Below are 26594 nucleotides of genomic sequence, written 5' to 3' on the forward strand. Positions count from 1 at the left end.
CTTTGTGATCTTAGTTAAGTTAAACGCCTTTGCGAACTTAAAAACAGTTAGTAGTTAAAAAGAAACTTTGCGCTCTTTGCGTTAAAAAATAAAATTTAAAAGTTTATAATTAAATATGAAAAAAACTACAATATTCTTTGCATTCATAGTATTCGTACTGAGCTTTACCACTATTTCAGCCCAGGCAAAATTTGAAAAAGAAAAAACAGAGATCAGAACAATGCTTGATGGTTTTAATGTTGCTGCTGCAAAAGCTGATTTCAATACGTATTTTAATTATTTTGCTGATGCATCTACATTTATTGGGACAGATGCCACCGAAGTCTGGGATAAGAAAGCATTTATGATCTGGGCAAAACCTTATTTTGATAAAAAAAGAACCTGGAATTTTACTTCATTAAAAAGAAATATCTATTTCAGTAAAGACGGAAAGTTCGCTTGGTTTGATGAATTATTGGATACCCAAATGAAAATCTGCCGTGGTTCAGGAGTTGTTGAGAAAATAAAAGGCCAGTGGAAACTCAAGCAATATGTTCTTTCTGTAACCGTTCCTAATGAGGTGGTAGATAAAGTGGTGGTGGAAAAGACGCCGATCGAAGATGTATTAATCCAAAAACTGAAAAAATAATGGCAGAAATGTTGGGAAGATATGATGAAGGTAAATCGATAGGCAAGGAAAAGCCAAATTTATCGATACTTCACATCATCAATATGAGCATGGGGTTTTTGGGAATTCAAATGGCTTTTGGGTTACAAAACGGAAATGCAAGCCGGATCTTGGCCAATTTCGGAGCTGATGTTCATGAATTATCTTGGTTTTGGCTGGTTGCACCCGTTACTGGATTGATTGTTCAGCCTATTATTGGGCACATGGGCGACAATACCTGGAGTCCGCTGGGAAGAAGAAAACCTTATTTTTTAATTGGAGCGATTTTATGTGCCATTGGTTTGGTGATGCTTCCGAACGCTGCTTCCGCAACCCAAATGATGGCGGCGAATGTTCTATTATTGGCGGTCATTTTTCTGGCTATGATGGATGCTTCAATTAATGTAGCGATGGAGCCTTTTCGTGCACTCGTTGGAGATATGTTGCCAAAACATCAGGGAACTATAGGTTTTTCTGTTCAGACTATTTTAATTGGAATTGGAGCGGTTATTGGTTCTGAGTTGCCGAATTGGTTGACCAGAATAGGGGTTTCTAACGAGGCTCCGAAAGGATTTGTAGCAGATAATGTGATCTATGCATTTTATATTGGGGCTGCCGTTTTAATTTTATCAATTCTTTATACAATTTTTACAACCAAAGAATATTCGCCGAAGGAATTTGCGGAATTTTCAGGAGAGAAAAAAGAACAAGATCAGACCTCAAAGTTTACAGATATTTTCAAAGATTTTTCAAATATACCTTCCCAGATGAAAAGATTGGGAGTAGTTCAGTTTTTTTCATGGTTTGCACTGTTTACCATGTGGGTATTTACAACCAGTGCTTTAGCGACCCATCATTTTGGACTTTCACCTGATGATACCCATTCTGTAGAATTTAATAAAGCAGGAGATTTAACAGGAAGTTTATTTGGAAGCTATAATTTTTATGCTATTTTCTTTGCTTTTGCTTTGACACCGATTGCTAAATTTATTGGAAAAAAACAAACTCATGCCTTAGCTTTGGCTTGTGGAGGATTGGGTCTGATTTCAATGTATTTTATTAAAGATATTAATAACTTATGGATTTCAATGATCGGATTGGGATTTGCTTGGGCAAGTATTTTAGCAATGCCTTATGCCATGCTGATAGATTCCATTCCGCAACATAAGATGGGAGTATATATGGGGATTTTTAATTTTTTTATTGTAATTCCTCAGATTATTAATGGGATTTTTGGAGGACCTATTGTAAGTGGTATTTTTGGAAAGCAAGCCATTGATTATATCGTTGTCGGGGGGATTTGTATGCTTTTAGGATCAATACTAACCTTATTTTTCATTAAATCTGAAGCCGAAACTCCGAAAGAAATTGAAGAAGAAATTAAGCAGGTTCATTTTTAAATTACAAGGCAGATAAAAATATAAATATCAATGATTAATAAAGGTGATAAGAGATTTTTTCTTATCACCTTTATTAATTAATATACCTTTAATTTTATAAATAGTTTTTTTTCAATAAAATCAATATATTTGTGATTACTTTTTACCAAAATTAAAAAACTAACGAAAAACATGAAAAAAAAACTACTTTTTGTAGCTATTCTTGCCAGTGTAGCTACTGTAAGTGCTCAAACTGGCAATGTGGGAATTAATACTCAGCAACCTACCGAAACTTTAGATGTTAATGGAACTTTACGTGTTCGTGCATTAACCGATGGCAGCAGTTCTTCTACTTATGATCAGGTTTTGGTGATGAAAACAGACGGAACAATAGGTAAAGCTTCAAGGTCCTCTTTGGGAAGTTCTTCTTTTAATGCTTTAGTAAAAACTACCATTGAACCTGCAGGTATACATTGCAGTACAGGTGGATTGAAGGTTGAAAGCGGACAGGATACGAATGCTAACGGTGTTCTTGATGCATCAGAGGTTACATCTACAAATTATGTTTGTAATGGAGCACAGGGAGTGCAAGGGATACAGGGGGTTCAAGGTCCACAAGGTGCAACAGGACCTACTGGTGCAACAGGAGTGGGATTAACAAATGGAACAGCAGGAGGGCAAGTTTATTTAACCAGTTCTGTTTCTCCATATTCTCCTCAGGCTCCCCAAACTGCGTCTGGCGATGTGCTGATTAGCAGTACAGCGGTGACTACCATTGCAAATAATGCCATTACTACAGCGAAAGTTGCGGATAATGCCATTACTTTAGCTAAGATATCTGCAACAGGAACTAAAGATAATACAACCTATCTGCGAGGAGACGGGACTTGGGCAACTCCATCAGGAAGCGGTTCTTCCGGAGGTGAAGGGTTAGGAAGATTGGTAGATGCAAACAATCAGCTGATTGGATATGTACAAAGTATAGGAACTAGTAATTATGTTATTAAAACCAGTAATGGATATATTACTACTATTAATGTTGACGGTACTTTTCCAGGACTTCAAAGTTATTATGGAGATTCATCATGTAGTGGTACCATAAAATATATTAATTCAGGAAATAATACACTGCAAAATAGAAATGGGAAATATTTGTATTATGAAGGAACAACCGGCAAATTCTTTAAAATAGATAATGTGAATGCAAACGGATATGCGACAAATGTAGCAATGTCTGGGATAGGATATTTATATCAGGTTGCAGGTACTTGTTCTCCATCTTCATCAACAAATTTTGGTTGGAAAGTTGAAACTACAGAAACAACCCGTGCGACTATTGGCTTACCGGCTACCATTACACTTCCGCTGACCTTACAGTAAATAAAAATAAAATTTGATAAAAAGCGAATTCAATCTGAATTCGCTTTTTTTTATAAATGTATAGAATAGTAAATTCAGTCAAACTACACTTGGAATCCTTTCTTACCTTACATCAACATAATTCACGTTCACACGCTGTACATTTGTATCATAAATAATCACAATATGAAAACAGTATATCATAAAGCAGATACAAGAGGCCATGCCAATCACGGATGGCTAAATTCTTATCACACATTTAGCTTTGCAAATTATCAAAATCAGGAAAGAACACATTTCGGAGTATTGAGAGTATTAAATGATGATACCGTTACCCAGGGAATGGGGTTTGGAACACACCCTCATAGAGATATGGAGATCATTTCAATTCCTTTGGAAGGAGATCTTGAACATAAAGATTCGATGGGAACAACTGCCGTTATTAAAAAAGGAGAAATCCAGGTAATGAGTGCGGGAACAGGAGTTATGCACAGCGAATACAATAAAAATAAAGATCAGGCTGTGAAATTTTTACAAATCTGGGTTTTCCCTAGAGAAGTAGGAGCTGAGCCGAGATATGACCAGAAAAGTATTAAAGAAGGAGAGAAAATCAACGGGTTTCAGCAGATTTTATCACCAAATAAAAATGACGATGGAGTTTGGATTCATCAGGATGCTTGGTTTAATTTAGCTAATTTTACCAAAGGAAACGGTAAAAATTATACACTTAACAAAAAAGGAAACGGAGTCTATGCTTTTGTACTGAAAGGGAGCGCCAAAGTTGGAGACAGAATTCTAAATGAAAGAGACGGTTTGGGAATCTGGGATACCCAAAGTTTCAATATAGAAGCTGTTGAGGATACTGAAATCCTTTTAATGGAAGTTCCTATGGAATTACCGTCTTACCTTAAATAATATGTAAATTTGTACCTTTAAATAATAAGATCATAATAGAATGAAAATTTTAGCAATAGCAGGAAGTAATTCCGAAACATCAATTAATAAATTATTAGTTTCTTATGCAACTTCATTAATTGAAAATGCAGAAGTGGAAATCGTTGACATGAACGATTTTGAAATGCCGATTTACAAACATCAGAGAGAAGTAGAAAACGGAGTTCCTCAGCAGGCTGTAGATTTTGCAGCGAAAATAGATGCCGCGGATTTACTTTTAGTTTCTTTGTCTGAGCATAACGGAACCTATTCAACTGCATTCAAAAATGTGTTTGATTGGACTTCAAGAATTAAAAACAGAGCAGTGTGGAATGAAGTTCCGATGCTATTAATGGCTACAGCTCCCGGAGGAAGAGGTGGTTTAGGAGTTTTGGAAGCTGCGGAAAAACGTTTTCCTTTGCATGGAGGAAATATCGTAGATACTTTTACGCTTCCTTTCTTTAACGATAATTTCGATAAAGAAGCCGGTAAAATTTCTAATGAAGAAAAAGATAGTGAATTAAGAGATAAAATCAAGAAGATTTCTGCCATCGAATCTATCCTTGAAAAATAGATTTGAAAATTAATATAAAATTAATATCTTTGCAAAAAGAAAAAAGATGAAAATTCAGACGTCCTTTAATCCGTGTTTTTCCAAAAAAGGGAATATTGTGGGCTCTGAAATTCTGAGATAAAACAACGGCCGATAATCTACCAAGATTGTCGGCTTTTTTGTTTTCTAAATTTGAATAAAAAGTTTGAAATAAATTTCTAAAAGTAAACATGAGCAACACTTACAAATCAGCAGGAGTAGACAAAGAAGAAGGATACAAAACGGTTGACAAGATTAAAAAAGCTGTCGGTGAAACGCACAATTCAAATGTCTTGAATCATTTGGGAAGTTTTGGAGCTTTCTACGAAATCGGCGGATACAAAAATCCTGTTTTGGTTTCAGGAACAGATGGAGTAGGAACGAAGCTTAAAGTAGCTTTAGACTCCAAAAAATATGACTCTATTGGAGTAGATTGTTTCGCGATGTGTGCCAATGATATTCTTTGTCATGGTGCAAAACCATTATTCTTCCTAGATTATTTAGCTTGTGGAAAACTGGATTCTGAAATCGCGGCAGAAATTGTTTTAGGAATGGTGGAAGCTTGTAAAGATAACAACTGTGCATTAATTGGTGGTGAAACTGCTGAAATGCCGGGAATGTATCAACCTGGAGATTATGATGTTGCCGGATTCTGCGTAGGAATTGTTGAAAAAGATCAGATTATTGACGGATCCAAAATTAAAACAGGAGATAAAATTATCGCATTGCCAAGTTCAGGTTTCCATTCAAACGGATTTTCTTTGGTAAGAAAAGTTTTTCCTGATTTCAATGAAGAGTTTGAAGGAAAACCTTTGTATGAAACGCTTTTGGTTCCTACAAGATTATACTATAAAGATATTCATAAAGTACTTGCTGAGGTTGAAGTTGCGGGTATTGCGCACATTACAGGTGGTGGATTATACGAAAATATCCCAAGAATCATTGGAGATGGATTATGTGCTTCCATTGATGCTTCAAAAATTCAGATTCCAAGTATCATGCTGGAACTGGAAAAAAGAGGTGGAGTAGCTCGTGAAGAAATGTTCGGGACATTCAATATGGGGGTTGGAATGATCGTGGTAGTAGATGCTGAAAAAGCTGAAAAAGTATTAAGTCTTCTTGATGATGCTTACGAAATCGGAGAAATTACAGAAGGAAGCGAGAAGATTGATTTGAAATTTTAAATAAATAGAATTTATTAGTAGAGACTTAGCTTAAGTTATATTAATTTAAGTCTGTGACTTCTAATTTCTAACTTCTAATTAATGAAAAATTTAGTTATACTCGTTTCAGGTTCAGGAACTAATCTTCAGAGAATTATCGATACCATTGACAATGGAGAAATCCAGAATGCAAAAGTATCTTTAGTGATTGCAGACAGAGAATGTTATGGACTTGAAAGAGCACAAAATCATAACATAGACAATATACTTATTCCAAGGGGTAAGAATTTCAGTGATGAATTGGCTAAAGTGATTCCTGAAAATACAGATTTAATAGTATTGGCAGGATTTTTATCCATTCTAAAACCTGAATTCTGTGAGCTTTGGAAGGGGAAAATAATCAATATTCATCCTGCTTTGCTTCCGAAATTCGGAGGAAAGGGAATGTGGGGACATCATGTTCATCACGCTGTTATTGAAGCGAAAGAAAAAGAAAGCGGTGCAACCGTACATTTTGTAACTTCAGGAATCGATGAAGGAGAAGCTATTCTTCAAAAATCATTTGAAGTAACAGAAAATGATACTCCGGAAACTGTAGCGGAAAAAGTTCATATCATAGAATATGAAATTTTTCCAAAAGCAATAAACAAAGTATTAAATAATAATTAAATACAATTATTAGAAATACAAAAATTCCCTTCCTTTGGAGGGATGGCAAAATTCAGAAAGAATTTTGACGGGGTGGTTAAAAAGAATACCTATTGTATACAAGGCTTCGCTTTGTTCGGCCTGAAAACATTAGAAATTTATTTAAATCATTAATAATAAAGATAGTTTTAGAGATGTCATACTGAGCCTGTCGAAGCATCTTTTCAACTAATCAAATTAAAACACATTTAGATTTTAATTATTTCGAAAAACAAGGAAAATCTAAGTAAAAATAAAGTAAGGCCCGGAGGTGAAAGACCCGGACTACAGTTTGAAATAACTGTAAAAAGTAAAAAATCGAAAGTAAAATGAGTGAAAAATCGCAGATTCGCGATTACCACTTAAAAAAAGTAAAAATCTATGAGCAAAAGAGTTTTAATCAGTGTTTCTGACAAGAGCGGATTGATCGAATTCGCGCAGTTTTTGGAAGCCCAAAATTATGAATTGATTTCTACGGGAGGGACGTTCAAACATTTGAAAGACGCTGGTTTAAATCCAATTCAGATTGATGAGGTTACCAATTTCCCTGAGATGTTGGATGGAAGAGTGAAAACTTTACATCCGAAAGTTCACGGTGGATTGTTGGCGGTTCGTTCAAACGAAGAACACATGAAAACCGTTCAGGAGCACGGAATTGGTCTGATTGACATGGTAATCGTGAATCTTTATCCTTTCTTTGAAAATGTTAACAAAAACATTTCTCTTCACGAAAAGGTAGAATTCATAGATATCGGAGGCCCTTCAATGCTTCGTTCAGCAGCTAAAAACTTTGATTCGGTAACGGTAATCACAGATGTTGAAGATTATGCAGCAGTGAAAATTGAAATGGAACAAAACGGTGATACATATATCGAAACCCGTAAGAAGTTGGCAGGAAAAGTATTTAACCTAACTTCTGCTTATGATGCTGCGATTTCGAGAATGCTTTTAGATGAGGAATATCCGACGTATCTGAATGCCTCTTACAAAAAAGTTTCTGACCTTAGATATGGTGAGAACCCACATCAGACAGCTGCTTATTACGTTTCTACTTTCGAAAATGGAGCGATGAAAGATTTTGAACAATTGGGAGGTAAAGAATTGTCTTTCAATAATCTTCGTGATATGGACCTTTGCTGGAAAGTGGTTACGGAATTCAAGGAAGAAATGGCTTGCTGTGCGGTGAAACATTCTACACCGTGTGGAGTGGCTATCGGAACTTCAGCGTTGGAAACTTACCAGAAAACTTTCGAATGTGATCCGGTTTCCATTTTTGGCGGAATTGTTGCAATGAACTACAAGATCGACGCGGCAACAGCTGAAGAACTGAACAAAACATTCCTTGAAATTGTGATGGCTCCTGAATTTGATGAAGAAGCTTTGGAAATTTTAAGAAAGAAGAAAAATTTAAGAATTATTAAAATCGTAAATCCTGTTTCTGACAAACAGACTTGGGTGAAAATAGACGGAGGAATTTTAGTTCAGGATAATGACAGCATCTTTTCTGATGATATCAAGGTAGTCACTGAAACTCAGCCTACGGAAGAGCAGAGAAAAGCATTATTATTCTCTCAGAGAGTAGTAAAATATGTGAAATCTAATGCGATCGTAGTTTCCAACGGAATTCAGGCTTTCGGAATCGGAGGAGGACAGGTGAACAGAATCTGGGCCACTCAGCAGGCGATTGAAAGAGCTAAAGAAAAATTTTCGGGAGACTTAGTATTGGCTTCTGATGCATTTTTCCCTTTCCGTGATGTGGTAGATTTCTGTGCTCAGGAAGGTATTACAGCGATTATTCAGCCAGGAGGAAGTGTAAAAGATCAGGACAGTATAGAAGCTGCCAATGAGCATAAAATTCCGATGATGTTTACCGGAATCAGACATTTTTTACACTAATTAAAATAGAATTAAAAAATAATTTTGAGATTGTATTTATAGCATTCAAAATTATATATTTGTACAATAGACTAGATAATAAATAAAGTATGAGAATATTAATCATAGGTGAAGGTGGGAGAGAATCTGCTTTGGCAGCAAAACTTCAGAATGACTCTAGAGTTACTAAAATGTTTTTTGCCAACGGAAACGCGACTACCGATGCAATAGGGAAAAATGTTCATTTATCAGAGATTAAAGAACTTAGAGATTTTGCAATCAAGGAAAAAGTAGATTTAACGATTGTGGGTCCTGAAGCCCCTCTTGTTGCAGGGTTGAAGGATGAGTTTAAGAAGCATGATCTTAAAGTTTTTGGTCCTACTCAAAAAGTAGCAAGCTTGGAAGGAAGTAAAGCTTTCTCTAAGAAATTTATGCAGACCTATGATATCAAAACGGCAAAAGCTGTGGTATTTGATGCTTATAACGATGCTAAAGAATATATTCAGACACAGCAATATCCGTTAGTTGTGAAAGCTAGTGGTCTTGCAGGAGGTAAAGGAGTGGTGATCTGCGAAACATTGGAAGAAGCAGAAGCTACGATTCATGATTTTATGATCAGAAGAATATTCGGGGATGCAGGTATTCGTATCGTTATCGAAGAATATTTACAAGGTTTTGAAGCTTCAATCATCGCTTTCTCAAACGGTGAAAAACTATTCCCTTGTATCGCTGCTAAAGATTATAAAAAAGCAGGAAAAGGAGATACAGGACCAAACACGGGAGGTATGGGAACAGTAGCTCCAAGTCCGGAATTTACACAGGAGCATTATGCTGATTTTGAGAAAAACATTCTTGAACCGACAATTAAAGGTCTTAAAGGAGAAGGTTTCAGCTTTAAAGGTATCATTTTCTTCGGATTAATGGTAACTAAAAACGGAGCTTATCTGCTTGAATACAATATGAGATTCGGAGATCCTGAAACTCAGGTATTGATGGCTCTTATGGAAAACAATCTTCTGGACGTTATCCAGGACTGTATGAACGGAAAAGACATCGAGCTTAAATTTAAAGACGAAAAAGCGATTTGTCTGGTAATGTGTTCAGGAGGGTATCCAAGAAACTTTGAAACAGGTTTTGAAATCGTAGGGGAAGACAAAGTGAAACACAGTCAGCTTTTATATGCAGGAGCAGTTAAAAAAGGAGACGCTGTTGTTTCTAACGGAGGTAGAGTACTGAATATCGTAGCTACCGGAGCAACTTACGAAGATGCCCGTAAAAAAGTTTACGAAGATGCAAGTCATGTACATTTCGATTACGGCTTCTACAGAGAAGACATCGGAAAGTTCTAAATAATAAATCAAAAAAAGATTTGGAGAAATCCAGGTCTTTTTTTGTAAAGATTTCATCAGTAGAATCGGACTTTAGTCCGATTAATTAAAAGAAATCAAATTGCCTTTAGCCAAAGCTTAAAAGATTAATTTAAAATTGAGTTTTTATATACAATTTTTGTCTTTCCGAAGGAATCCCTGCAGAAGGCTCCCTTAAAACATTGAAAACTCATCAATTATCAATCATCATTTATCAATTATAATATAATAATGAATAACGGTATTATCATATTAGATTTCGGATCACAGTACAACCAGCTTATCGGAAGAAGAATCCGTGAGATGGGTGTATATTCTGAAATTTTACCTTTCAATACACCATTAGCGACTCTTTTAGAAAAACAACCAAGAGGAATTATCCTTTCAGGAGGTCCAAGTTCTGTAAACGCAGAAAATGCTCATTTGGTTGAAAAAGAATTATATGAACAGGGAATTCCTGTATTGGGAATTTGCTATGGAATGCAACTTACTGCGCATCTTTTAGGAGGAAAAGTTCATAAAGGAGTAAAAGGAGAATACGGAAAAGCACATCTTGAAATTGTAAAAGAATCTTCTTTACTGAAAGGAGTTTCTAACAATTCAGTAGTTTGGATGAGCCACTTTGACGAAGTTGGACAATTGCCTGCTGGTTTTGAATTAAATGCCACATCAGGAGTTATTGCTTCTATGTCCAATGAAGATAAAAAAATCTACTGTGTACAGTTCCACCCGGAAGTTTCTCATACGGAAGAAGGTGGAAAAATGCTGGAGAATTTCGTTTTCGGAATTTGTAATGCAGAGAAAAACTGGAAACTAACCAACTATATTGAAAAAACAGTTGAAGAAATCCGTGAAAAAGTAGGAGATCAGAAAGTAATCTTGGGACTTTCAGGAGGGGTAGATTCTTCTGTAGCAGCAGTTTTGATCCATAAAGCAATCGGAGATCAATTGACTTGTATTTTTGTTGACACAGGTTTATTGAGAAAAGATGAAGGCAAAAAAGTAATGGATAATTACGGTGAGCATTTCCATATGAACATTAAATTGGTTGATGCTAAAGAAAGATTTTTATCCAAGCTAGCCGGAGTTGATGATCCTGAAGCTAAAAGAAAAATCATTGGAAACGAGTTTATTCATGTCTTTGATGAAGAATCTCATAAAATTGAAGGTGCTAAATTCTTAGCTCAGGGAACAATTTATCCTGATGTTATCGAAAGCCAGTCAGTAAACGGACCTTCTGCAGTGATCAAATCTCACCATAACGTTGGCGGACTTCCTGAAGATATGGAGTTTGAATTGCTTGAACCTTTAAGAGAGCTATTCAAAGATGAAGTAAGAAAAGTAGGAGAAGAGTTGGGAATTCCTCATCATTTGGTACACAGACATCCTTTCCCTGGTCCTGGATTAGGAATCAGAGTATTAGGAGCGGTAGATGCTGAAAAAGTAAAAATTCTTCAGGAAGCGGATGACATCTTCATCGAAGAATTGTACAAAAATGATTTGTATGAAAAAGTTTCCCAGGCTTTCGTTGTACTTCTTCCGGTAAAATCTGTAGGAGTAATGGGAGATGAAAGAACATATGAATATACTGCAGTAGTTCGTTCTGCAAACACGATCGACTTTATGACGGCAACGTGGAGCAGACTTCCTTACGAGTTTTTAGATACGGTTTCAAGCAGAATTATCAACGAAGTAAGAGGAATCAACAGAGTCGCTTACGACATTTCGAGCAAACCACCTGCAACGATTGAGTGGGAATAATTTTTTGACTTGAATTTAAATACAAATCCTGCCTTTTGGCGGGATTTTTTTGTTTAATATTTTCTACATTTGTTCTATGAAGATAGCATTTCTTGGTCCGCAGGCGAGTTTTACACAGTTAGCGGCTTCACAGATATTTCCGGAAGAAGAATTAATACCGCAATCAAGTATTTTGGATTGTTTTAATGCCGTAATGAATAATGAGGTGGATAAAGCAGTTGTACCCCTTGAAAACTCAATTGAAGGAACGGTTTCAATGACGCTGGATTACTTATACAATTTCGATGTTTTTATAGAAACGGAATTGGTGATGCCTATTGCCCATCATTTGATGGTGCATCCTGAAAATTCAGTAGTGGAGAAGATCATTTCTCATCCGCAGGCTTTGGCACAAACCTATCATTTCAGACATGAAAATTATCCCGGAATTCCATCGCAGGATTTTAACTCAACTGCAGCCTCTGCAAAACTGGTATCTGAAAATCCAAATGAAAAGTGGGCGGCTGTAGCCAACCGTTCTGCCGCTAAATTATATGGTTTAAAGATTATTCATGAAAATATTCAGGATTTTGAACAGAACCATACCAAGTTTGTGGTGATATCTAAAAGTAAAGAAAGTCTAGATCTCCCATTACAGAAAAGTTCAGAAAAAACATCTTTAATTATTACCCTTCCCGAAGATCATGCAGGAGGTCTTCATCAGGTACTTTCCGTGTTTGCATGGCGAAACATGAACCTTTCAAAAATCGAAAGCCGTACCCTGAAAACAGGATTGGGAAACTATTTTTTCTTCATCAATATTGCAAATGAATGGCATCCTGTTTTATCTCAAAATGCGATTGATGAATTAATTTCACTTAAAGCCAATGTGAAGTTTTTGGGACATTATAATGAATATCTGTTTGTGGAATAAATTCTAATAAATTTATTCTTTAAATTGAATATTGGTGCATTTATTTTTTTCATACCAATTGATCCAGATCTTTCTGTCGTGTTCATAAGCTACTCCAGGATATATTCTTGCATAATTGAGTGTGCTTTCAAATGAGACATGACTATATTTTGAGAGAAACTTTAAAGTTTCATGAAATTTTCTTCCTTGAATTGAATAAATCAATGTATCAATGAATTTTACGGATGTTAAGAATTTTTCTTTAAACTCAAGATTTTCTTTGCAGTTAACAGTTTGTCCGCAAATATCAGGACTATCTAAAAGAATTAATCTAAAATCATCGTAATTAAATGTATCACTATTTCTATCGAGAAAATATGACATGTCTCTAGTTTTTGAATCATAATTGTATTTGGCATCAGTTTTAATCGTCAAATTGTAATTTTTTGCAGTATCGATCACTGTGTTGAAATCCTTGTCACATTGTTTAGGCTTAGTAAAAAATGCCTGTAATGTGTCATTTTTCAGAAAGTATACATAATCATTATCTGTTGAATCAATTCTTGTAATTCTTGCGTTAACATTCAATGTTTCAGATTTAAAATAAACATCTTTTATTCTGTAAGATTTACAGGAAACAACAATGAAAAATAAAAGAACAAGGATAATAAATCTTTGCATATTTAATATTTTAGAGAAGAATTAGGATCAATATATTTTAGAAGAGTAAATCGGGGATTAATCATGTTACCAGTAACATTTTCACAGTCAACAAAATATTCAGATTTCATTCCCCGTTTCCAAACTATAATATCATTTTCTATAATTTTAGTATTAATCACTTCTGTCCTTAAATTAGCGTGAAGCTCTTTATATAAAATTAATGTATATTTTTTATTAAGTTTTATAGGATAGTAATTTTTATGAGCAAAATTAGAATCTATTGCTTTCACGAAAACACCCTCAATAGAATCATTTCTAAAATGAAAAATATGTATTCCGTTCTTTGTTTCTATTTTAAAGAATTTTGCTTTTGTAATGACTGTATTTTCCCGTAAAACATATTGAGTTTCATTTCTCGAAATGCAATTTGTGAAAAAGCTTACAATCATTATTAGTATTATATTTTTCATCATAAATCAAAAATATAAATCTTTTTAGAATATGCATTAATATTTTTATTAGGAACATTTTTTGAATACCTTAGAACAATCTTTTTCATAATAATTATGTTCGATAAACAGCAACGAAAACTCAAAAGATCAGCCAAATTATTTTCTGTGTTAAGCAAATACGGATTCAAGGATGTATTGGCGAGAATGCAGGGGGGAAAAAAGATAGAAGATGCTTCGGATGAAATAGTTTCCAAAGGAAGTGTTTACGAAAGAATCAGACTGGTTTTAGAAGAATTAGGACCTACTTTTGTGAAGCTGGGACAAACGTTCAGCAATAGGGAAGATTTGCTCCCTAAAGAACTGATTCAGGAACTACAGAAGCTGCAGGATAAAGTTGAAACGGTAGAGATGAATGTTGAGGAGATTCTGGAAAATGAATTTGATATTTCTGTGAATGAACATTTTAAGGAAATTCAGAAAGTTCCTTTGGCAACAGCTTCTATTGCACAGGTGTATAAAGGAATTCTGAATGATGGAACTGAGGTGATTTTAAAAATTAAGAAGCCCGATGTTCAGACCGTCATTGAAGATGATCTGTTGTTGATTAAAGACCTTGAAAAACTCGTTTCCTCTTACTCAGAAATAGGAGAGAAGCTTAATCTGAGACAGGCGATTTCCACTTTTGAAAAATCTCTGCTTGAAGAAGTTTCACTCATTAACGAAAAAGAGAACATCCTACAATTCAGAAGAAACTTTAAAAACAATAAAGAAACTTATGTTCCGAAAATCTATCAAGAATTTTGTAACAATAATGTTCTTTGCATGGAATTTATCGATGGAATAAAAGTTACCGATACTGTTTCTCTTATAGAAAATAATATTGATCCGGTCTATATTTCAGAAGTAGGTTTGAGGCTCTTTGTTTCCCAAATCATGGATTATGGTTTTTTCCATGCCGATCCTCATGCAGGAAATATTTTAGTGACAAAAGACGGAAAAGTTGTTTTCATAGATTTCGGAGCGGTAGGAAAAATTCCACCTAATGATAAAGAAGTGTTGGAAAATCTTATTGTAAGTTTTGTAGCTAAAAACCCTCATAAGATTGTAAGATACCTTAAAAAAATGGCAATAAGCTATGAAATTCCGGATGAGAGAAGGTTTGAAAACGACGTAGAAGATATCCTGAATTTTGTTCACAGTACTTCTTTAAAAGAGATCAATGCACAGGTGATCATCAATAAAATGAAAGATGTCCTTACGGATAACCGGCTTCAGATGCCCGATTATTTTTATCTTTTATTTAAAGGAATTACTTTGATAGAAGGAGTTGGCCGAAGTATTAATCCGGATCTGGATGTTGTAAAAAGTTTAAGCCCGTTTACCAAAAAGATTTTCGCACGAAAGATCAGTCCTCAGAACCTTTTTAAGACCGGAGTTGACAGGGTGATGAATTTTACGGATAATGTAGATGAAATTCCGAGAGAGTTGCGTTCTGTTTTACAAAAATTGGACGAAAATAAATTCACCGTATCCAGTGAAATCAAAAATCTGGAGAAAACCAATCAATTAATAAAATCAAGTATTATTAATCTGATTCTGACGATGGTTTTAGGAGCTAATATTATTGCAACAGCGATTGTTTTTGTTTCGGAAACTGGTCCCAGAATTGGAGAACTGTCATTGGTTGCTGTATTAGGATTTATCTTTTCAATATTTTTAGTAATTGTCATTTTGCTGAGAATTACACGAAAATAATTATAAATCATATCTGTCATTCTGACGCAGGAAGAATCTGTTACTTTTATTGAGATTCTTCCTACGTCAGAATGACAAACTTACTGTTAAGCTTTATCTTAAAACTTCCTTTCAAACTTTAAAAAATTAAATACCTATCTTTGCAAAATGGAAAAACTCACTTTTGCAGATTTTGACCTTCCGGTCAAAATTCTTGATGTTTTAGCTGACCTTAATTTATTTGAACCTACTCCAATTCAGGAAAAGAGTATAAAGCCGATACTTTCCGGAAGAGATGTAATGGGAATTGCACAAACCGGAACAGGAAAAACATTAGCTTATCTTTTACCGGTTTTAAAAACCTGGAAATACAATAAATCTGGAAATCCAACGGTTTTGGTACTGGTTCCGACCAGAGAATTAGTGGTTCAGGTGACAGAAATCCTAGAAAAATTAACAGAAAATATTACTGCAAGAGTTATAGGAATTTATGGAGGTAAAAATATCAATACACAGAAGCTTTTATTTAACGATGGCTGTGATATTTTGGTAGGAACTCCGGGAAGAGTAATGGATTTGTCTATTGATAATGCGATTTCATTAAAAGAAGTTCAAAAATTAATCATTGATGAATTTGATGAAATGCTGAACTTGGGATTCAGACCTCAATTGACCCATATTTTTGAGATGATGAAAGAGAAAAGACAGAATATCTTATTCTCTGCAACCATGACCGAAGCTGTTGATGAAATGCTGGATGAGTATTTTGCAAGTCCTGTTGAAATTTCATTGGCAAAATCAGGAACACCACTGGAAAAAATTGAACAGACCGCATATAAAGTTGAAAATTTCAATACGAAGATCAATTTGCTTGAAAACTTATTGAAAAACCATGAGGATATGTCCAAGGTTTTGATTTTCAATAACAATAAGAAAAATGCTGATTTGTTATTTACCAAAATTGAGGAACTTTTCCCAGGACAGTTTGACGTCATTCACTCCAATAAATCTCAGAACTACCGATTGAAAGCAATGAAACGTTTTGAGAATGAAGAAATAAGAGGATTGATTACAACAGATGTCATGGCAAGAGGTTTGGATATTTCTGATATTACCCACGTTATCAACTTCGAAACTCCTGATATTCCTGAGCAATATATTCACAGAATTGGTAGAACGGGTAGAGCGGATAAAGATGGTAAAGCAATAACTTTTGTAACAAAGAAAGAAGAACCTTTGATTCTTGACATCGAGCTATTGATGGATAAAGATTTAAAATTCATCGATTTCCCTGCAGATGTGAAAATAAATCCTAAAAAGATTGCTTCTGAAGAAGAGCATATTGCGATGAAAAATCCAGCTCCGGTAAAACTAAATGACGGAGGAGGAGCTTTCCACGAAAAGAAAGCAAAGAATACTAAAGAAAACTGGGGAGGACCTTCGAAAAGAAAAGCACCCAAGAAATTTGGAGCTAACAGATCACAACAGAAAGCAATTTCTAAGTCTAAGAAAAAGAAATAATAAAAAATCCCTCAATCTGAGGGATTTTTTTATCTGTATAATGTTCGATTTTGAAATGGATCTGCTATTTCATATAAGGGTTCATCACAGAAGTCCAAAGTCTGTAACCTTCGGGAGTCATATGCAACCTATCTTCTACAAAAAGTTCTTCACGGACGTTACCGTTAGCGTCATTCATAACACCGGTAATGTCTATGAACTCCGAATTTTTTTGTTTCTTAAGGAATTGGGCGATTTTTTTATTGGCTTCTTTCATTTGAGGCCATAGCTTTTCTCTGCTTGGCGAATACTTGATCGAAATATAATCGACCTCTATTTTCGGGAACTTTTGGCGAATTTTCTGATAGAACGTTTTGAATCTGTTAACAACAACATCTGCTTTTAGCTTGTCATCATCTGCAAAATCGTTTTCACCACAGTAGATAATGATTTGTTTAGGCTGATAATTGAGAAGATCATTCGCATAATAATTGAGATCTGTTAATCTGGAACCTCCGAAACCTCTGTTAATAATAGTTTTGGTAGGAAAATAAGTGGCAACATCCTTCCATTTTGTGAAAGAGGAACTTCCGATCAAAAGAATGGCGTTTTTGGGTGGAGTGTTTTCCTGATCAAGTTTTTTAAAATTTTGAATGTCCTGCCAGAACATGGGCTTTTTTTCCTGTGAAAAGAAAAGGGCAAAAGTCAGCAATAAGAATGCTGATAACATCTTCTTCATTGTTCTAAAATTTTTGTAGGATAAAGGTATAAAAAAACTCCCGGAAAAACCGGGAGTTATGTATTATTATCTTTTAAACGACATATAAACTCGATCATTTACTCCATCTCCATTATAGTCAATATCAGTGGATAAATCTAAAATTTTAAGCTCAGAGCTTGATAAAATTTCTACTTTATAAGGTTGGTCAGGGTTATTATTATACTTTATGGTAAGAAGTTTAGTTTCTGTATCATAAGTATATTTACCTTCGCTTTTACCTGCGACTTTACAGTCTGCACCGGTACCGTTATAATATGTATATGAAGTAGAATAATCAATGCTGAAATAAGTAATGTCTTTTGTACTGCATCCGGTCACCGGAGTTGTTAAAAGAACTGTTTTGCCATCTTTTCCTGATACAATTTCCGTTTTACTTGTCTTCCAATCTCCTTTTAGAATATCTAATTCGTATGCTTGCATATCGTCATCTTTACAAGAAGTAAGCGCCAAGGCTGAAAAGGCAAATAAAAGTAGCTGTTTTTTCATTATCACAAATTTAAGAATGTGCTAAAATATAAATAAATTTGTAATATCAGTAATGAAATAAAGGATTTTTAAATGAATGTTTGCAAAAAAAATGAATTTATCTGTTTAAGGTTAAAAGTTTAGAGTTTCATGTTTAATATTTTAACTGTAAACTGAAACCCTAAACCTTATTTTTATTAATAACTCATTTCTACAATCTTGTAGGCATCTTGCGGAGTAAGTTTTTTGTATTCTCCTAAACCTAACCAGTTGCGGTCTGTAAAGGCCTTTTCCACTTTTTCAGCGGTTCCCTTATAATCTTCTGTATATTCTGAAAGTTTGGTCTGGATATGTAGGCTGTGAAAGAACTCTTCCAATTTTTTTATTCCCAATTCTGCTTTTTCTTCTGTACTACCGTCTTTAATTCCCCAAACTCTTTCTGCATACTGAGCCAGCTTCCCCTTTTTAGTTTCAAAATTATAACGATAATGTGAAGGTGCGATAATTGCTAAGGTTCTTGCGTGATCAATTCCGAAATAAGCAGTTAATTCATGTCCCATTGCATGCACGGCCCAGTCTGTAATCACTCCTTTCTGGATAAGTCCATTAAGAGCCATCGTACAACACCACATAAAGTTTCCGGCTGCTTCATAATTAAAATCATCTGCCAATACCTTCGGAGCTGTTTCCTGTAAGCTGATCAGAATACTTTCAGCAATTCTTTCCTGTAAATCTGCAGAAGAAGGAGCGGTCATATACTGTTCCAAAACGTGCGTGTAGGCATCCGTTAATCCATTTACAATCTGGTTTTTAGGAATAGATCTTACGACTTCAGGATCTAAAACAGAAAATTGCGGAAAAAGTCCGGGACCTCCGGAAGATAATTTTTCATTGGTCTCTCTTCTTGAAATCACATATCCCGAATTCATTTCAGAACCTGTAGCCGGCAATGTTAAAATACTTCCGAAAGGCATTCCTTCACCTTCAAAAGTTCTCACAGGTTTTGTAAGGATTTCCCACGGCTCACCATCATAATTCGCAGCTGCTGAAAGGAATTTTGTTCCGTCAATTACAGAGCCTCCGCCGACTGCTAATAAGAATGTGATGTTTTTTTCTTTAATAAAGTCTAAAGCATTGATCAGAACTTCATATTCAGGATTCGCCGGAACACCACCGAACTCATAAAGGTCGTGATCTTTTAAAGCTCCTTTTACCTGATCGTAAACACCGTTGTTTTTGATGCTTCCACCTCCATAAATCATTAAGATTTTAGCATCTTTAGGGATTTCGTTGGAAATTTTAGCAATTTCACCTTTTCCGAAAAGTATTTTTGTTGGATTTTTAAACTCGAAATTAAGCATTGTTCTTACATTTTTTGTTACCCAAATGTACGGAATGCTTTTTCAAAAATAAGTTAAGATTGTTTTAAAATTCCAATGATGATCTTAAATGATACCTATTGAAACTTTGCCTTTATTTCTTCCAAAGTATAAGTAGCAGGTATTATTTCTTTTCCCGTTCTGTCCACGAAACCATAAAGATCTGATCTTGATTTAACCAAAGCACAATCTTTTTTGATGGCATCAAATTTTTCTATTTTAGAATAGATGGCAGGAACTCTTTCTTTTCCTGATTTATCAATCAATCCATACCCATCAGATATTGATTTAACCAAAGCAAAATTATTATCCAAAACTCCAAATTTTTCAATTTTGGAATAAATAGGCTGTACAATCAGCTTTTTTTGTTTGTCAATAAAACCAAAAGTTCCAGAAGATGTTTTTACTAATGCCCAATCCTTGTTGTATTCATCATATTTATAAATTTTTTGATATTGAGCAAACATAAAATGGCTGAAGAAAACAAATAGCATGAGGGCTGCTTTATAGAATGGCCCAGTTGCGGATCTTTTGAAGTTCTGATTTTTCATAGTTTGTAAATTGGTAGAGCGAAACTATTGAAAAAAGGTGTATAGACAAAATTAAATTTATCAGTATTGATGAATTATAGAATAATCAGATGTTTTTTAATAGAATCCTTTACTTTTAGAATCTATTTTTCCTGTTTTCCTATTTATCTTAACCAGAAATGATTCTTTTGTGACGGAAGAAGAGTTACTGAGCTTTGAGAGATACATAATGATATAATGATCTTCAATCTTATAAGCGCCTCCGGATATATTGGAGGAATCAAACAGAAAACCATATGTTTGGGCAATCAGAATAGCTTCCGGAAGATTATCAACATAGCCGATAAAATTTCTTAATTGCTGTTCATTTGAAAAGTATCTAGACTGGCTGTTTTCACAGGCAATAAGGTAAGAAAAGCAGTTTTCACCTAAACATTTCTGAAAAAAACCTTTCTCGGGAGCAGGATCATTAATCGTCATGTATTGCGGTGCCTGGCTTTCATAGATGATAGCTTGGTCAGGATCCGGATTGTTATGAAATACAGACCAGTATTCGTATTTTTTATCAGGAACAATAAAAGGATAGAGCAGTTCGGTATTATCCAGGATTTCAGGGATTTTTCTGAAATAGGAAGGAACTGTATTTTGAGAAAATAATAAACTCGATACCAGAAAAGAAATGATTGAAATAATTTTCATACTATTTTCTCAGATAAATTAATGCCAAAGTAAATTATTGCAATACAATTTTATAATATCCTTTTTCATCCGTTACATCTATACCGACTCCTGTAAAGGTTAGTTTGTTGATCTGATAGCCATTGCAGCCTCCTTTGAACTCTGATGACTGAATGGAGAAATCAAAATTTTTGATATTGGAGCTAAATTTATAGTTTTTTGTGCCATTATAGGCGCCTACATTTTCCAGAATTATTTTATCATCAGAAGTTTTAGTCAGTTGTATTCCTGTTTGGTTTTCCTCAGCAATTGAATATGATGTTAAAGTTCCTTTTGTAATCAGGTTTTCGTCATTAGAGTTAACGAATTCAAAAACGATTGGTTGAGGAGCGTTATAGCAATCCTCTCCACAAGCTGTGAAAATGAGAGCCATTACAAGGAATATGAATATTTTTTTCATGGGATTAATTTCTGTGAAAAAGTAAAATTAATCATTAAGTGGTTTAATTCAAAATTATTATAAAGCTGAATTATTATATTGAGATCTGAATATTTTTAAAACCTGGGAAAGCTGATAATCATTAATATCAAACTCATCAATGTTAATCTCTATTTTTTCATTGTTGTGAAAAAAATACAAATAATTATTTTCAGGAGTATAATCGTGTCTGGAAGGTTCGCGACTTACTCTACGTTTTACAATAATTTTTTCAAGCTGAATATCATTCCATAGATATCTTTTGTTGTTCTTTATTTGTATTCCTTTTCCATTGATAGAGAGTATAATTTGGGATATTTTTTTACTTCTGTAATGATTTTAAAAATAAAATAACCTGTAAATCCGCTAAGTATAATTAATGCAAATATCGTTGCTCCGTTGAGTTTGAATCTAATGCCTACAAGAAAAAATAATCCTAGGATCATAAAAATACTATACATCGTAATAGCAATAATTCTACCTGAACGTGAATATTTGATAATAACTTCTTCTGGAGGTGTATTTTCATTGTATTCTATTTTTTCGTTTTTATGAACAGAGTATTCTTTATAAATGAAAACACCGTTAATAAAGGTGCCAATAAAGAAAATAAGTGAAATTGGAATGGAATATTGTAATAAATAGACACCTAATAAAAATACTAAAATTCCTAAGATCGCGTAAAAAATAATTCCGAATTTCATCTATAGTTATAGTTTTTGCGAAGATACATATAAACTTAATTTACTTTAGGTTTCTAAAAAAAGTATTTTCATTTCTGTAATATTCATGGTTTCAATAAAAAAATAATATAACTGAATTGAATTTTTTAAGAAAACACTTTGCAATGGGATAGTCTATATATCCTGCAAAAATATTCATAAAATTTATATAATTTTAAACTAAACGTGATTTGAATTCAAAACAAAATCTCCTACATTTGTTATATGATACACGACCAACGCGCAGAAAAATTCAGGCAGATCGTGGAAAATAAGTTCCAGATCTACAATTCATTATTTATGAGCCTGCCTTATGATAAAATGACAAATATCGGGATGTTGCTTCCATTCCTTTGTGAAGAAAGCAAGATCGGTTATGAAGCCGGAAAAACACCCGAAGAAATTGTTGAAGAATTTTTTAAAAATCATACCGATTTACAGACCGAAGAGCAGAAGCTCGAACTGCTTTTTAAAATCATACAATATATAGAGAGGCAGGTTGTGTTGTTTGACAGTATTGAAGATGCCGCATTTCCGAATCTTCACTCCGAAAGTGATAACGGAACAGTAACTAATATGTATGAACGTTCATTGCAGGATCATAAGCTTGAAAAAATCCGTGAAAAGCTGAAAGATTTTGCGGTGAAAATTGTTTTTACGGCTCACCCAACGCAGTTTTACCCGAATTCGGTCCAGAGAATCCTTCATGATCTTAGAAATGCAATTACAACAGATTCTATCACGAATATCGATATGTTGCTTCAGCAGTTGGGGAAAACTCCTTTTGTAAATAAAGAAAAACCAACTCCTATTGATGAGGCTTTGAGTATTATTTATTACTTGAGGTACGTATATTATGATACTATCGGAGAGCTTTTCACCAAAATAAAATCAACTTTTGGAAGCGAGCATTTTCATTTACATGAAGATTTGATTCAGCTTGGCTTTTGGCCGGGAGGAGACCGCGACGGAAATCCTTTTGTGACCGCAGAAGTAACGAAAAGAGTTGCTGAAGAACTTCATTCAGCTATTTTAAAGGCTTATTATAATAATCTGAAAACGGTCCGAAGAAGGTTAAGTTTCAGAGGGGTTTCAGATGTTTTGACCCAACTGAGCAATGAGCTGTATTCAGCAATTTTCAGAAATGAAAAAATTACGTCCGATGATATTATCAAAAGGCTGGATGAAGCTGAAAAGATCTTGGTAGAACAGCATAATTCGTTATTCCTTGACTTGCTGGTAAATTTCAGAGATCGTGTAAGAATTTTCGGGACTCATTTTGCAACGTTGGATGTTCGTCAGGACAGCCGAATTCATCAGAAAGTCATAGATGAAGTATTTGCTAAAGTTTACGGTGATTTAGAAGTAAGTAATGAAGATAAGTTTAATCGATTGATTCAAATATCCGAAAAGGTAAATGCTGATGATTTTGAAGATATTGTTAAAGATACTTTACTGACGGTTTCTCAGGTTTCAGAAATTCAGCAACTGAACGGATTAAGAGGGATGAACCGTTATATTATCTCCAATTCCGATGCGATAAAAGATGTGATGAATGTGTACGCATTTTTCAAAGTCTGCGGCTATAAGGATGAAGATATCAATATGGACATTGTTCCGCTTTTCGAAACCATGGAAGGTCTTTCCAATGCTGAAAATGTAATGAAGGAATTATATCAGAACCCAGTTTACAAAAAGCATCTGGAGAAAAGAGGAAATCAGCAGACGATTATGCTTGGTTTCTCAGACGGAACAAAAGACGGAGGATATCTGAAAGCAAACTGGGAAATCTATAAAGCCAAAGAAGTATTAACGAAACTTTCTGAAGAAAACGGAATTAAAGTCGTGTTCTTTGATGGTAGAGGAGGACCACCGGCAAGAGGAGGTGGTAAAACACATGATTTCTACGCATCTCAGGGAAAAACAATTGCGAATAATAAAATAGAATTAACGATTCAGGGGCAAACCATTACCAGTATTTTTGGGAATAAAGAGCAGGCGAAATATAATTTCGAGCAGCTTCTGACTGCCGGAGTTGAAAATGATGTTTTTAAAAACGCTAAGAAAGATTTAACGGAGAAAGAAAGAGCTTTAATTATAGAATTGGCAGAAATCAGTTATCAGAAATATTCAGATCTGAAAGCACATCCAATGTTTGTTCCTTATCTTCAGGAAATGAGTACGCTCGAATATTATGGGAAAGCCAATATTGGAAGCCGACCTTCGAAAAGAGGAAACGGAAACGAGCTGAAGTTTGAAGATTTAAGAGCTATTCCATTTGTAGGTTCCTGGGCTCAATTGAAGCAGAATGTTCCCGGATTCTTTGGTTTTGGTTTTGCCATGCAGCAGATGAAAGAGCAGGGAAGATTTGATGAAGTAAGAGAATTGTATAAAGGTTCAGATTTCTTTAAAACTTTGGTGCTGAATTCAATGATGAGTATGAATAAGACCTATTTTCCGTTAACTTATTACATTAAAAACAATCCTAAATTCGGTGCGTTCTGGAATGTACTGTTTGATGAGTATAATCTTTCTAAAAATATTATGCTGGAATTAACAGGGTTTAAAATGCTTCAGGAAGAAGATCCGCTTTCAAGAAAATCGGTGAAAATCCGTGAAAGAATTGTGCTTCCGTTATTGAGTATTCAGCAGTATGCTTTAATGAAAATCCAGAAAGGAGAAGGTGATAGGGAAGCCTATGGGAAACTCGTGACACGTTCGTTGTTCGGAAATATTAATGCGAGCAGAAATTCAGCATAAAAGCTATTCCAACTGTCATTCTGAACGAAGTGAAGAATCTCTAAATAAAACAAATTATAATAAAAATAAAAACCTCTCAAATCGAGAGGTTTTTTAATTTATTCCTTTATAAATTTCTCATAATATACTTTATCCTTCGTTTGAATTTTCAGATAATAAACTCCTTTTGCAAAACTTTCAACTTTTACAGATTTTTGATTGTTAACTTTAGTGATTAATCGCCCCAAATTATCATAAATTTCAACAGAACTCACTTCATGCTCCGAAGCAATATTTAAAATGTTTTTTACTGGATTCGGAAAGATGGCAATAGAATTTTTCTTAACGAGGTCAGAGGTATTTAAAACCGAGTTATAAAAACTTCCGAAATTAAGAATTCCAAAGCCCATTTGATCGGTATGACTGGGAAAGAGCGAGGCGGTCTGCCGCAGTTTGTTTCTCATCAACTCTCTGTTCATGGTAGAAAATGCCTGGATAAGACAGGCTACTCCTCCTGCTGCAATCGGAGTGGCAATAGAAGTTCCTGAAACAGTAATAAGTGATCCGTTATCTACGGTTATAGAATTGGTTCCTCTTGCCGCAGCATCTGGTTTGATTACTCCAGCCGAATTTGGACCGTATGAGGAAAATGCTGATGATAAATTAGCAGAATCTACCGAACCTATTGAGAAAACTTTAGCATTATCTGCAGGGGTTGTAATATAATGCCATGTCTGTTCTCCGGAATTACCGGCTGCAATCAGTACAAATATTCCTTTATTAACCGCAATTTCAGCACCTCTCGCAATAAATGAAGTTGTTCCGTTCATATTGGAGTAGGAATAGTTGTACTTAGGATCGTCAAAGACAGAATATCCTAAGGACGAGGTAATAAGATCCACCCCTTTTCTGTCTGCTTCTTCTGCAGCTTCAATCCAGTACATTTCCTCTTCGGGGATTTCTACTGTAGTATTTTCGCTTCTGTAAAGATAAAAATCTGCATCCGGAGCTGATCCTACAAAACTGTTCTGAAGGTAACCTCCGATGGCTCCTAATACTACAGAACCATGATTATTCAGTGAAGTATTGTAAATGTCTGTGCTTTTTGCAACAAAATCATAACTGGCTTTTATTTGATTATTGGTCCATAATCTTGAAAAAGCAGCACCAGTATTTACGAAAGGAAATCCGGTATCAATTACAGCGATAGAAACTCCCGTTCCTGTATATCCTGCAAGGTGTAATGGTTTAAGATTGATTTGATCAATCTGTTCTAAACCAGAGCCATAATTAAAAATTGTAGATATTGTATTGGTTTTCTCAAAACCGTTCCATTTATTTTGATTCTGGACTTTTAACGTTAATGCAGAGTTTTTGGCAAAACTTTGTACAGACGATACAAACGGAAGTGTTTTTATCAGATTTACCTGTGTCTGATTAACAGTGACAGCGACCCCATTTAACCATTTGGAATAATCAGTAACAGGAATTCCTAAGTTCTGTATGCTTTGTATGTAAGACTGTTCTATAGGAGCGTCCTGATCGTTAAGTGCAATACCAAGATTGGTTCTACGGTTTAAAGATTTTTGGGTAAGTTCTAATAGTGGATTGGCATAAAATGCAGCTTTATTCGGTTTATCATTAAAATAAACAAAAACAAGTTCCGTCTGAGCAGAAAAAGAAGAGCAAATTGCTAAAAAACAAAAAGATAGAAATTTATTCATGCATTTATTTTGTATAAAGATAAAACAAAATCAATAAAATTTTTGAAAGGATATTAAAATCCTTATTTTTACAGAAATAAATTATTACAGAATCC

At 34.5% G+C, this 26594-nt stretch carries 24 protein-coding genes; 14 read left to right on the plus strand and 10 right to left on the minus strand.

Going from position 1 to position 26594, the window contains the following annotated elements; all coding sequences use genetic code 11:
- The first annotated feature begins 115 nt into the window (after positions 1 to 115).
- From P0Y62_01235 to pheA, 11 genes are all read left to right on the plus strand, one after another.
- Entirely contained in the window at positions 116 to 628 is a 513-nt protein-coding gene (locus P0Y62_01235) for a nuclear transport factor 2 family protein (GenBank protein ID WEK70177.1), read from the plus strand.
- Positions 628 to 2046, plus strand: a complete 1419-nt coding sequence (locus P0Y62_01240) for an MFS transporter (GenBank protein ID WEK70178.1) — start codon at positions 628 to 630, stop codon at positions 2044 to 2046. Before P0Y62_01235 ends, P0Y62_01240 begins: the two co-directional genes overlap by 1 nt.
- A 171-nt stretch (positions 2047 to 2217) precedes the next feature.
- Positions 2218 to 3405 (plus strand): collagen-like protein, encoded by a 1188-nt coding sequence (locus tag P0Y62_01245; GenBank protein ID WEK70179.1) that lies wholly within the window; start codon positions 2218 to 2220, stop codon positions 3403 to 3405.
- A gap of 165 nt (positions 3406 to 3570) precedes the next feature.
- Positions 3571 to 4299, plus strand: coding sequence for a pirin family protein (locus tag P0Y62_01250; GenBank protein WEK70180.1), 729 nt, complete (start codon positions 3571 to 3573; stop codon positions 4297 to 4299).
- Positions 4300 to 4339: 40 nt separating this feature from the next.
- Complete coding sequence (locus P0Y62_01255) at positions 4340 to 4891, plus strand: NAD(P)H-dependent oxidoreductase (protein WEK70181.1); 552 nt, start codon at positions 4340 to 4342, stop codon at positions 4889 to 4891.
- A gap of 209 nt (positions 4892 to 5100) precedes the next feature.
- Positions 5101 to 6093 carry a phosphoribosylformylglycinamidine cyclo-ligase gene (gene purM, locus P0Y62_01260; protein ID WEK70182.1) on the plus strand — a complete coding sequence of 331 codons (993 nt, stop codon included), beginning with the start codon at positions 5101 to 5103 and terminating at the stop codon, positions 6091 to 6093.
- A gap of 81 nt (positions 6094 to 6174) precedes the next feature.
- A complete protein-coding gene (gene purN, locus P0Y62_01265; protein ID WEK70183.1) occupies positions 6175 to 6741 on the plus strand; it encodes a phosphoribosylglycinamide formyltransferase in 567 nt (188 codons plus the stop codon).
- A gap of 399 nt (positions 6742 to 7140) precedes the next feature.
- Positions 7141 to 8655 carry a bifunctional phosphoribosylaminoimidazolecarboxamide formyltransferase/IMP cyclohydrolase gene (purH, locus tag P0Y62_01270; GenBank protein ID WEK70184.1) on the plus strand — a complete coding sequence of 505 codons (1515 nt, stop codon included), beginning with the start codon at positions 7141 to 7143 and terminating at the stop codon, positions 8653 to 8655.
- An 89-nt stretch (positions 8656 to 8744) separates the two neighbouring features.
- Entirely contained in the window at positions 8745 to 9983 is a 1239-nt protein-coding gene (purD, locus tag P0Y62_01275; GenBank protein ID WEK70185.1) for a phosphoribosylamine--glycine ligase, read from the plus strand.
- Between the two features lie 249 nt (positions 9984 to 10232).
- Positions 10233 to 11762: a glutamine-hydrolyzing GMP synthase gene (gene guaA, locus P0Y62_01280; protein ID WEK70186.1), complete on the plus strand. Its 1530-nt coding sequence runs from the start codon at positions 10233 to 10235 to the stop codon at positions 11760 to 11762.
- Between the two features lie 76 nt (positions 11763 to 11838).
- Positions 11839 to 12675, plus strand: coding sequence for a prephenate dehydratase (gene pheA / locus P0Y62_01285; GenBank protein WEK70187.1), 837 nt, complete (start codon positions 11839 to 11841; stop codon positions 12673 to 12675).
- A 12-nt stretch (positions 12676 to 12687) separates the two neighbouring features.
- Here pheA and P0Y62_01290 read toward each other — a convergent pair whose 3' ends face one another.
- Complete coding sequence (locus P0Y62_01290) at positions 12688 to 13335, minus strand: hypothetical protein (protein WEK70188.1); 648 nt, start codon at positions 13333 to 13335, stop codon at positions 12688 to 12690.
- A 2-nt stretch (positions 13336 to 13337) separates the two neighbouring features.
- Positions 13338 to 13790 carry a hypothetical protein gene (locus P0Y62_01295; protein WEK70189.1) on the minus strand — a complete coding sequence of 151 codons (453 nt, stop codon included), beginning with the start codon at positions 13788 to 13790 and terminating at the stop codon, positions 13338 to 13340.
- 93 nt (positions 13791 to 13883) lie between these two features.
- Between P0Y62_01295 and P0Y62_01300 the strand changes: the two genes are divergently transcribed.
- On the plus strand, positions 13884 to 15524 hold the full coding sequence (locus tag P0Y62_01300; protein WEK70190.1) for an AarF/UbiB family protein: 1641 nt from the start codon (positions 13884 to 13886) through the stop codon (positions 15522 to 15524).
- Positions 15525 to 15671: 147 nt separating this feature from the next.
- Entirely contained in the window at positions 15672 to 17024 is a 1353-nt protein-coding gene (locus P0Y62_01305; GenBank protein WEK70191.1) for a DEAD/DEAH box helicase, read from the plus strand.
- Positions 17025 to 17088: 64 nt separating this feature from the next.
- Here P0Y62_01305 and P0Y62_01310 read toward each other — a convergent pair whose 3' ends face one another.
- The 7 genes from P0Y62_01310 to P0Y62_01340 form a co-directional block, all read right to left on the minus strand.
- Positions 17089 to 17742, minus strand: a complete 654-nt coding sequence (locus tag P0Y62_01310) for a GDSL-type esterase/lipase family protein (GenBank protein ID WEK70192.1) — start codon at positions 17740 to 17742, stop codon at positions 17089 to 17091.
- Positions 17743 to 17808: 66 nt separating this feature from the next.
- Positions 17809 to 18270: a lipocalin family protein gene (locus P0Y62_01315; GenBank protein WEK70193.1), complete on the minus strand. Its 462-nt coding sequence runs from the start codon at positions 18268 to 18270 to the stop codon at positions 17809 to 17811.
- Between the two features lie 176 nt (positions 18271 to 18446).
- Complete coding sequence (locus tag P0Y62_01320) at positions 18447 to 19610, minus strand: iron-containing alcohol dehydrogenase (GenBank protein WEK70194.1); 1164 nt, start codon at positions 19608 to 19610, stop codon at positions 18447 to 18449.
- Between the two features lie 95 nt (positions 19611 to 19705).
- Positions 19706 to 20179, minus strand: a complete 474-nt coding sequence (locus tag P0Y62_01325) for a WG repeat-containing protein (GenBank protein WEK70195.1) — start codon at positions 20177 to 20179, stop codon at positions 19706 to 19708.
- Positions 20180 to 20275: 96 nt separating this feature from the next.
- Positions 20276 to 20857, minus strand: coding sequence for a hypothetical protein (locus tag P0Y62_01330; GenBank protein WEK70196.1), 582 nt, complete (start codon positions 20855 to 20857; stop codon positions 20276 to 20278).
- Between the two features lie 34 nt (positions 20858 to 20891).
- Positions 20892 to 21296 (minus strand): hypothetical protein, encoded by a 405-nt coding sequence (locus P0Y62_01335; protein WEK70197.1) that lies wholly within the window; start codon positions 21294 to 21296, stop codon positions 20892 to 20894.
- Between the two features lie 290 nt (positions 21297 to 21586).
- Entirely contained in the window at positions 21587 to 22018 is a 432-nt protein-coding gene (locus P0Y62_01340) for a hypothetical protein (protein ID WEK70198.1), read from the minus strand.
- Between the two features lie 243 nt (positions 22019 to 22261).
- Between P0Y62_01340 and P0Y62_01345 the strand changes: the two genes are divergently transcribed.
- A complete protein-coding gene (locus P0Y62_01345; protein ID WEK70199.1) occupies positions 22262 to 24796 on the plus strand; it encodes a phosphoenolpyruvate carboxylase in 2535 nt (844 codons plus the stop codon).
- A 98-nt stretch (positions 24797 to 24894) separates the two neighbouring features.
- Here the strand turns inward: P0Y62_01345 and P0Y62_01350 are convergent, their stop codons facing one another.
- Positions 24895 to 26499, minus strand: a complete 1605-nt coding sequence (locus P0Y62_01350) for a S8 family peptidase (protein WEK70200.1) — start codon at positions 26497 to 26499, stop codon at positions 24895 to 24897.
- Between the last annotated feature and the right edge of the window lie 95 nt (positions 26500 to 26594).

The sequence above is a fragment of the Candidatus Chryseobacterium colombiense genome (assembly GCA_029203185.1).
Taxonomy (GTDB): domain Bacteria; phylum Bacteroidota; class Bacteroidia; order Flavobacteriales; family Weeksellaceae; genus Chryseobacterium; species Chryseobacterium colombiense.